This window comes from Streptococcus suis, from assembly GCF_024509555.1.
Lineage (GTDB): Bacteria > Bacillota > Bacilli > Lactobacillales > Streptococcaceae > Streptococcus > Streptococcus suis_AD.
Genome location: NZ_JAMWEL010000024.1, coordinates 22301 through 32293, shown reverse-complemented (window position 1 = coordinate 32293; position 9993 = coordinate 22301). Strand labels below are relative to the sequence as shown.

At 39.7% G+C, this 9993-nt stretch carries 8 protein-coding genes; 6 read left to right on the top strand and 2 right to left on the bottom strand.

Annotated features, from left to right (window positions below):
- The 3 genes from NF418_RS09200 to NF418_RS09190 form a co-directional block, all read left to right on the top strand.
- The coding region (locus NF418_RS09200) for an IS3 family transposase (protein WP_141600250.1) at nt 1-95 on the top strand (95 nt) is incomplete at its 5' end.
- Between the two features lie 81 nt (nt 96-176).
- Nucleotides 177-1019: a mechanosensitive ion channel family protein gene (locus tag NF418_RS09195; RefSeq protein WP_256779379.1), complete on the top strand. Its 843-nt coding sequence runs from the start codon at nt 177-179 to the stop codon at nt 1017-1019.
- A gap of 10 nt (nt 1020-1029) precedes the next feature.
- Entirely contained in the window at nt 1030-1614 is a 585-nt protein-coding gene (locus NF418_RS09190) for a DUF4352 domain-containing protein (protein ID WP_256779378.1), read from the top strand.
- Between the two features lie 254 nt (nt 1615-1868).
- Here the strand turns inward: NF418_RS09190 and gdhA are convergent, their stop codons facing one another.
- Nucleotides 1869-3215, bottom strand: a complete 1347-nt coding sequence (gene gdhA, locus NF418_RS09185) for an NADP-specific glutamate dehydrogenase (RefSeq protein WP_172083300.1) — start codon at nt 3213-3215, stop codon at nt 1869-1871.
- Between the two features lie 239 nt (nt 3216-3454).
- Here gdhA and NF418_RS09180 point away from each other — a divergent pair, with 239 nt between their 5' ends.
- From NF418_RS09180 to NF418_RS09170, 3 genes are all read left to right on the top strand, one after another.
- Nucleotides 3455-6238 (top strand): SEC10/PgrA surface exclusion domain-containing protein, encoded by a 2784-nt coding sequence (locus NF418_RS09180; RefSeq protein ID WP_256779376.1) that lies wholly within the window; start codon nt 3455-3457, stop codon nt 6236-6238.
- Nucleotides 6239-6393: 155 nt separating this feature from the next.
- The gene (locus tag NF418_RS09175) at nt 6394-7329 is read left to right on the top strand and encodes a dihydroorotate oxidase (protein ID WP_256779375.1); all 936 of its coding nucleotides are present in this window, start codon (nt 6394-6396) and stop codon (nt 7327-7329) included.
- Nucleotides 7330-7690: 361 nt separating this feature from the next.
- Nucleotides 7691-8968 (top strand): CapA family protein, encoded by a 1278-nt coding sequence (locus NF418_RS09170; protein ID WP_256779374.1) that lies wholly within the window; start codon nt 7691-7693, stop codon nt 8966-8968.
- A gap of 89 nt (nt 8969-9057) precedes the next feature.
- Here NF418_RS09170 and NF418_RS09165 read toward each other — a convergent pair whose 3' ends face one another.
- Nucleotides 9058-9906 carry a helix-turn-helix domain-containing protein gene (locus NF418_RS09165; RefSeq protein ID WP_256779372.1) on the bottom strand — a complete coding sequence of 283 codons (849 nt, stop codon included), beginning with the start codon at nt 9904-9906 and terminating at the stop codon, nt 9058-9060.
- Nucleotides 9907-9993: the final 87 nt, after the last annotated feature.

Here is a 9993-nt window from a genome sequence, read left to right as displayed (position 1 = left end):
TCACCGAGTATATTTTTTACTACAACAATAAACGCATTAAAACAAAACTAAAAGGACTTAGTCCTGTTCAGTATAGAACTAAATCCTTTCAATAATATTTTTTGTCTAACTTTTTGGGGTCAGTACAGTTTGGCTGTCTTTTAGTTTTTTATAGTTTTTTCTGTTATAATTATCTCATGAATGATTTTATTACCAAGTATTTGTCTCAATTTAATATTGAGGCCATCGTGACAGCAGGTTTAAATAAGGTTTTATCGCTTGTTTTACTCTTTGTTGCATTTTATATTATCAAGAAGATAGCCAAAGCTTCTGTGAAAAAGGTTTTGGTTCCCTCTCTAAAGGTATCTACACAAGACATTGGTCGCCAGAAAACCATCAGCCGTCTGGTGGAGAGTATCCTAAATTATTTGCTCTACTTTATTCTCATTTATTGTATCTTGAGCATTTTAGGTTTACCGGTATCCAGTCTTCTTGCGGGAGCTGGGATTGCGGGTGTAGCTGTTGGTCTGGGAGCACAAGGTTTTCTTTCTGATTTGGTCAATGGCTTCTTTATCTTAATTGAACGTCAATTTGACGTGGGGGATGTGGTCAAGTTAACCAACGGTCCCATTACTATTTCAGGCACCATTGTGAGCATGGGCATTCGGACGACACAAGTACGTGATGCAGATGGAACATTGCATTTTATTCCCAATCGTAATATCCTTGTCGTGTCCAATCAATCTCGTGGAGATATGCGAGCTCAGGTAGATATTCCGCTTAAGTTTAACACCGATTTGGAGCAGGTTAGTCGAGTAATCGAGGAGGTCAACCGTAGAGAAGTTGGCAACTTTGATCAGATTACAGGAGTGACAGTTCTTGGACCGCAAAATACGACCAATGGTCAATTTGTTTTCCGTGTCAATCTATTTGTAGCCCATGGTCAACAAAGCAATATCTACCATCAATTTCTTGGTTTTTATCAGGAAGCTCTTCGCCAGGCGGGTATTGATTTACCTTCTACTAGCCTAACAAAATAAGGAGACAGCAATGGAAGTGAAAGATTTTGTCGTTGAAAATGGCCAAATGTATTATAAGAAAAAGCCCATCTTCAAACAACCATTATTTTGGACGACCTTAGTTGGAGCAGTCCTGTCTTTCATCCTAGGAGTGGCCTGTTTGATTTTAATGACTGGTTTAAGCTTGTCAAGTACAAGTGATTCTTGGGGTTCAGAGGGTTATTTCGATGATACGAAGACCTACATTGAATATCAGGTGGGAGATAGTGTTGATTTTTCAGATGGTTTACAGATTACTGTGACTTCGATGGGTAAGGATGACGGTCTAGCTCTGGTTGATGATTATTTTAGTTCAGCCTATGTTGTAGACATGGATGTGAAAAATCCAACTGAAGAAGTTATTTATTTTGATGAATACTATTTTAGTTTGGTTGATCCTGTTAGTCAGATTCCCTTTACACTAGATATGCGAACCTATGATGTCAATCTGCCAGAAAAGGTCAACCCAGGTGAAACCATCAAAGTGAAATTGGTTTACGGTGTTGATCGGGTTGATAATCTGGCCTTCGTATATGAAGATGCACTATGGACAGAATTGATTGGTGAAGGAATATAGATGTTAAAGAGAGGTTTAGGCCTCTTTTTTGTGTTTATACTCTTCGAAAATCAACAACAGAGATTGTTGACTTGGTTTGATGAATTTAAGTTATATCTGTATCTGCATCGCCTAGTCTGTATTTGATTTTTCATTGAGTATAAATTTATGAAATATCTAGTCTATTGTAGGAAATCAAAAAAATAACCCTCAAATTGGCACGTCAATTTGGGGAGTTATGTTTATATACCTAAAAAATAGCTTAGAGCAGAATCTTATACCAAACCTTGAGCGATCATGGTATCTGCAATTTGCTCAAAGGCTGCGATGTTAGCACCTGCAAGGTAGTCTGTACCAAGGTCGTATTTTTCAGCAGTTTCCTTAGCAGTATTGAAGATGTTGGCCATGATGTCTTTGAGACGGCCGTCAACTTCCTCACGAGTCCATGAAAGACGAAGGCTGTTTTGGCTCATTTCAAGGGCAGATACGGCTACACCACCAGCGTTGGCAGCTTTTGCAAGACCGTAAAGAACGCCATTTTCTTTATAAACTTTGATAGCATCAAGGTCAGATGGCATGTTGGCACCTTCAGCCACACAGTAAACGCCATTTTTTACAAGGGCAGCAGCTTGCTCGCCGTTGATTTCGTTTTGAGTCGCACATGGAAGGGCAATGTCAGCTTTTCCGGTATAGTTCCAGACAGAGCCTTCATAGTAAGTGGCAGTTGCTTTTTCAGCGGCATATTCTGTCAAACGAGCGCGGCGTTTTTCTTTGATGTCCACCAAGAGGTCGAAGTCGATACCTGTTTCATCAATGATGTAACCATTTGAGTCTGAAACAGAGATGACTTTAGCGCCGAGCTCAGTCGCTTTTTGAACGGCATACTGGGCAACGTTACCAGAACCAGAGATAAGGACAGTTTGGTCTTTGAAGGATTTACCGTTTGCTGCCAACATGTTATCAGTGAAGTAAACCAAACCGTAACCAGTTGCTTCTGGGCGGATCAATGAACCACCGAAGCCAAGTGGTTTACCAGTCAAGACACCTGCATCAAATTGGCGAAGGCGTTTGTATTGACCGTACATGTAACCAATCTCACGACCACCGACACCGATGTCACCAGCAGGGACATCAAGTGAAGGTCCGATGTGTTTTTGCAATTCAGTCATAAAGCTTTGGCAGAAGCGCATGATTTCAGCATCAGTTTTTCCTTTAGGATCAAAGTCTGAACCACCTTTACCACCGCCGATTGGCAGACCAGTCAAGACGTTTTTGAAGATTTGCTCAAAACCGAGGAACTTCAAGATGGATTGGTTTACAGTTGGGTGGAAGCGAAGACCGCCCTTGTAAGGACCTACAGCTGAGTTGAACTGAACACGGTAGCCACGGTTGACTTGGACATTTCCATCTTTATCTGTCCATGGAACACGGAAGCTGATGATACGCTCAGGCTCAACAATACGGGCCAAGATGTTTTCTTCGATGTATTCTGGGTGTGCTTCAAAAACAGGCTCAAGTGTAGAGAAGAGCTCTTCTACAGCTTGGAGGAATTCTGTTTCATGTGGGTTGCGGGCTTTGACTGCTTCAAAAGAAGCTTGAATGTAAGCTTTTGCGTTTGACATGGGGTCACCTAATTTCTTTCTTATTTATTAAATTGTCTGACAATTTAATGTATCTGATAATTATTATAGCACTCGATTTTTTTCTTGTAAAGTAAAAAATGCGAAATAGAAAAAATTGATATTAAATTGAGCTAAAACAGAGTTGCATAGTTGACTATGCTTACATAAAATGATATTATATTTGTGTAAGGTTTACATTTTACTAAGATCTTGCAAATAAGCTATTTCAGGGGGAAAATATGAAGAAGAAATATATCGTTAGAACACTTGTAGCTGGAACTGCTGTCACTCTTGCAACTGCCGGGGCTTCTACTGTATCAGCTGAAACGAATCAAGTATTGAATACAGGCACAGATGAGTTGACAGTTGAAAATAAGACGCTTCAGCAGGTTGCTTCTACACTAATTAATGAACCAACTGAAACGACTGCGAATGATGTCTATGTGGCTCAAGAAGCTGCTAATCAAGCTCAAACTGCGGTAGATGCACAACAGTCAGCTGTGGCAACGGCAACAGAAGCATATGAGAGTGCGGAACAAATTCATTCACAGGCTAAAGAGCAGCTAACTTCAGCAGAAGAGAAGGCGGCCCAAGCAACTCCTGAAAACATTCAAAAAGCTGAAGAAGCAGTAGTAAGTGCTACTACAGTCCTAACAACCAAAGAAGAGGCTATTCAACCTGCGACTGAGTCTGTAAAACAAGCACAAGCAGATGTAGTGGCTCAAGAAAAAGTTGTTGAGGCTGCTAAGCAAGCGACCTCTAAAGAGCAGGCTGATGTTGATGCAGCGCAGCAAAACGTTGATAATGCCCAAGCTATTTTAGATGGTACTGGTGCTCAAGCAATTTATGATGCGCAAGCAAAAGCTCAAGATATTGTTAATAAAGATAAGGCGAAGGTAGATGAAGCTCAGTCAAAATTAGAAGCTGCTCATGAAGCCGATAAAAAACGCCAAGAAGCGATTGATGATGCTCAAAGAGTGGCAGATAAAGCGGCTAAAACACTGTCTAATAAGACAACAGAATTGTCGACAGCAAACTCATATAATGCTACAGTTAAAGCTGAATTAGCAGACAAGCAACTTACTTTTGAAAAAGCTGAAAACGACTATAACGGACTTCAACATTTTGTAGTAACTCCTGATTACGTACAAGCTCTAAAAGATTTTGTGAATAACCCATATAGTATTTTGTCTGAGAGAGAGAAGTGGGATGAATGGAATGAGGATGCGAAAACTCGATTGAAAGCAGCCAATCAAGCGAATGTTGAAGCAAACTTGAAGTATAGTATTAACCTTAACGATGATAATACTACAGAATATGATGTGAATAATCTTCCGAAAGATTTGCAAACAGAGCTTTCGCATTATGCTTCCTATCTGTTAAATCAAATTAGAACAATTTTCGGTACTCCGCTGACAACTGTGACGTCCTCATCAGTTGATTTCGTAGATAAGTCAACTGATAAATCTATTTCTAAAAATTGGGATACTTGGAATAGTAGTCATGATGAAGATTCAATTTGGTCTACTGCTGTCGAATATGGATTGACCGATAAAAATTATCCAGTTGGTAATTATCATGAAAATTGGTCGGGAACGTACTTCTACGATAGAGACTATGACTCTGACGGATTTATTTCAATTAGTGGACGTGAAAAAGTAACCAAACAAACGTTAAAACGTGCTGTACACCATGCTGTTGTTAGTTTCATGTTTAATGGTAGAGAATGGTTGCATGCCCGATCAATTGCTGGCTTAACCGATAAGTCAACTGATTATGTATCTGGTCAAGGATATGTAGAAAAGTACGACGATGTAGTATATCTTGGTATTGACTTTACCAAGGTGAATGGGAAAGCGGGAGTTCATTTTATTACAGTCGGTACACATAATTTAACCTCTGATTCTACTTTCGATACAGTATCTATTGATAACCCATATAATAAGGAAAAAATTACAAAGGTTTATCAAGATACTCTCAGAGTAAGAGATGAGGTAAAACTTCAAGTTGACCAAGCAAATCTCCGTTTAGAACAGGCTCAAAAAGATTACGATACTGCTTTAAAGAATGATAAAGTGGCTAATGAAACACTTGCTAAAGCTCAATCTGTAGCTGTTCAAACTGTGGTTGCACAAGCAGAACTCAATAAGGTTCAATCTATCCTGGAGGAAAGTCAAAAAATTCTTGATCAAGCAAATGCAAATGTCGTGACCTTGGAAGCAGATATCAAAGAGAAAAAGGCAAGTTTAGATGCTGCTCAGGCGGAGCTCGCACTTCAACAATCTGAATTGAAAGCGGCAAAAGACAATCAAGCGAAAGAGGAAGTCCAACTTGAACGCCTTGAAGGGATTCTTAATAAGGCATTGGAAAATCTAAAACTAGCTCAGTCAGATCTTGAGCAAGCCAAGCAGGCTGTTCAAAGTACTGAACAAGAATTGCTAGATTTACAACATGCACAAGAAAAGCTTAAGAATGCACAGCTTGCTTATACTAGAGCACAGCAGAATCTTGAAGAAACGAAGGCAAAACTAGAGAATGAAACCAAAATCTTAGAAACTTTGCAAGCTGAACGTGACACTAAACAGTCAATCTACCAGGACCTCAAAGCTCGGTATGAAGCCGCTCAAGTAATACTTAGAGACCTTGAAGAAAAAGCAAAAGACAATGTCATTGCTACCCTTCCTGATGGAACAGTTATTGCAATACCAAAAGATGGACTGCTTAATCACGAAAAACCAGCTATTGAAATTGCTGTTGTTAAAGACGCAATTGCTAAAGGTCAAGATGTAACAATTGTTGACGGTAAAGCTGTGGTTGATGAGAAGAAAGGTGGCGTTTCACCCATGGTATCCAAACCACAAACAAGTGTAGTCACTGTTAACAAGAAAGATACATACTCGCGTGTAGAACAGGCCAAGACATTGCCAAATACAGGCGCAGAAAATAGTATTATCTTGATGGGTATTGGAGTTGCGTTAGGGGGACTCGGTCTTGCAGGAGTGAGAAAACGTACACAAGGATAAATTACAGAGATAATAAACAGTCTTCCTACTTTGAAGTAGGAAGACTGTTTTGAGATTTCAAGTTAAAAATTTGCAATTCCGAACATTAACAGCAATCAATATGGCAACCCATGAATATATGATATAATCATGCAAACAAGCAAAAGGAGTAGAATATGGTTTCAACAGCAACGACACTAGGTGGATTTGAATTTGACAACTGTTTAATGAACGCAGCGGGAGTCTGGTGTATGACTAAGGAGGAATTGGAAGCTGTCAAGGATTCTGTGGCGGGGACCTTTGTGACCAAAACAGCAACCTTGGACTACCGAGCAGGCAATCCCGAACCGCGTTATCAGAATGTGCCACTAGGCTCTATTAATTCTATGGGTTTGCCAAATCAGGGCTTGTCTTACTATCTGGATTACCTACTGGAATTACAGGAAACTGAACCAAATAGAACCTTTGTTTTGTCCTTGGTAGGCATGTCGCCTGATGAAACGCATGAGATTTTGAGAAGGGTGGAAGCCAGTGACTTTAATGGCTTAATTGAGCTAAATTTATCCTGTCCAAATGTACCAGGTAAGCCGCAGATTGCCTATGATTTCGAAACGACAGAAACAATTTTAAGAGAAGTTTTCAGCTATTTCACTAAGCCTCTGGGTATCAAATTGCCACCTTACTTTGACATTGTTCATTTTGACCAGGCAGCTGCTATCTTCAATCAATTCCCGCTCAAGTTTGTCAACTGTGTCAACTCTATTGGGAATGGCTTGTACATTGAAGATGAGCAAGTAGTTATCAAGCCCAAGAATGGTTTTGGTGGTATTGGTGGTGAATATATCAAACCGACTGCCTTGGCCAATGTCCATGCCTTTTATCAGCGTTTGAATCCGGATATTCAAATTGTGGGCACTGGTGGCGTTTTGACGGGGCGTGATGCCTTCGAACATATCCTTTGCGGCGCTAGTATGGTCCAAATCGGAACCACACTTCAAAAGGAAGGGCTTGGCGCTTTCGAACGAATTACTGCTGAACTGCGGGCTATTATGGAAGAAAAGGGGTATGAGACCATAGAAGATTTCCGTGGAAAGTTGCACTATATCGATTAAGGATGAGCCGGTTTCGCCTCTAGTCCTTTCGTTTCCTTTTGGGAATTGCATCAACTAATAGGGATAAATCATCGAGTGAATTAGCTTTCATACAAGGAACTGAGGTGCGGGCTGTACTCGAGTACAGTAAACCGAAAGTGACGATGTTTTAAAGAAAATTTAAATGAGGATAGGTGGGAGTTGAAAATAAGGAAGCAATGTTTACTAGTTCGTCGAAGTGATCAAAGGAAAACGAAATGACTGTTTCAAATATTTTACATCAACAATCGATGATATATGTATATATTATTTCTGTAGAACATTGATTTCTGAGGTGTCTTTTTGTATAATATAGGGGAAGAAATAGATGAGAGGTCTCGTAATGGCTAAGAAAGTGATCACTACTCGTAAGAAAAAAATGACAAGAAATAGGAACAAGCGGTATTTCTTATTTATTTGTTGGCTAGCTTGTAGTTTATTGGTTTTAATTTTAGCACATGATTATTTCATGCCTGTAATCACTAAAAACACCAGTAGCGAGAATAGTCAGTCTGTATTTGGCACATTTTTTTCCAAAAGTGAAGAGGAAAAACCGACCACTGCTCGGATTATGGCACATGGAGACTTGCTTTATCACGACTTGCTCTACATGAGTGCCCTTCAGCCGGACGGTTCCTATGATTTCACGGAAAACTTTACCTATGTGAAGCCCTGGATTGAGCAGGCTGATTTAGCCATTGCTGACTTCGAGGGAACTATTTCGCCAGACTTTCCTTTGGCTGGTTATCCCTTGTTCAATGCACCAGCTCAAGTAGCCCAAACTATCTCTTCAGTCGGATATGATGTCGTTGACTTGGCTCATAATCATATTTTGGATTCTCAGTTATCTGGTTTGATTTCAACTGTGGCAGCTTTTAAGGATGTCAATGTTGACGCGGTCGGAGTCTATGCGGAGGGGAATCGGGCGACAGCTCCTATCTATATCCGAGAAGTAAATGGGATAAAAATCGCAATTTTAGCTTATTCTTATGGTTTTAATGGTTTGGAGGGGGCCTTAACCCAAGAAGAATACGATGGCTACTTATCTGATTTCAACCGTCAAAAAATGCAAGAAGAGATTGAAAAAGCTGAAAAAGAGGCAGATATTACCATTGTCATGCCTCAGACAGGTGTGGAATATCAATTGGAACCAACAGAGGAGCAGGTTACTCTCTACCATCAAATGGTTGATTGGGGTGCAGACTTGGTCTTTGGTGGTCATCCCCACGTAGCAGAACCTTCAGAAACGATTGAAAAAGACGGAGAGAAGAAATTAATCATCTATTCAATGGGGAATTTTATTTCGAACCAACGGATGGAAACCATGGCTGGTGTCAACAATTACCAGTGGACAGAGCGGGGTGTCTTGATGGACGTGACCGTGGAGAAAAAAGACGGAGTTACCCGTATCCAGACTGTTAAGGCACATCCGACTTGGGTGAGCAAGGTTTCGAAAGGAACCTATTCCCCAGACGGATTTGAATTATTTACCTATCAAACCCTTATCTTAGAAGACTTTATCCAAGGCGGAAAACACTACGGTAGTCTGGATGAAGCAACGCAGACAAGGATTGAAACAGCCTATCAGGAAATGAATGAGTTTATGAATGTAAACTGGTAGGCAGAAATGAATAAAAAGATTGAAGAGAATTTCCGGATGGAATAGTTTTCTTCAATCTTTTTTTATGGAGAAACAAGTAAGCGAAATTTTCAGTCAGTTTGTAGTTCTTTAATAAAGGATTTAAGAATATTTAATATTCGCTGTTCCTCGGTCAATTCTAGTATTTGAAGTCCCTTGTCAATCAATTCCTGTTTCTTCTCCGCTATCCCTAGGTAAACATAGCCACGGGCAAGCTGGTCGTAGCGTTTTTCTTGCTTGGCTAGGGTGATAAGTTTGTGGATGAAACCGATAGCCTTGTCAATTCTTTTCCATTCTAAGAAAAAATAGCTAAGGAATTGGTAGTGTGAAAGAATGGTAGGTTTTATTCGTTTGAAGTCATGGTACTTCTGTAGTCTTTCAAATAGTACTTCAGAAATATTTTCAAATGTGCTGAAAGGCAAAATATGTAGGATACTACCAACTATTATAATGTCATTATAGTACCAGTTATCATTATTGATAACTTGTGACCAGAGTAGTTGAGCAGGATTGTCAGTAGCAGTTTCAATATTTGTATTTTTTCTAGCGAATACAATCGTTTCTAATATAAGGCCTTGTCGCTTAATCGGAACATCATCAGGTTCTTTTTTCAAGTGATTCTTACAACGTTGGATGAGTTCTTCCAATTGTGGGGTGCTAGGAGTTTTTAGATTATCAATATCATAGAGCAATTGTTGGCGTTCGCTGGGTTGGTAGTAGTTGCAAAGGTATTCAAATTCCTCAAAGGTCATATCAACTTGCTTGAGTAAGAACCGCATAAGTTCGTAACTGGGGATGGTTTGGTTGTTTTCAAACCGAGTTAAAGTAGAGCGATTGATATAGTTGCCACAAATTTCCTCCTGAGTAAGGTGCTTGTTCCTCCGAATTTCCTTGTAAACACTACCGTAATCCCACCGCATGACAGCCTCCTTTAAAATAATGTGCATCTGTGCATCAAAATGAACTAAATCGATAAAAATAGTATATAATAATATCAATAAAATAAC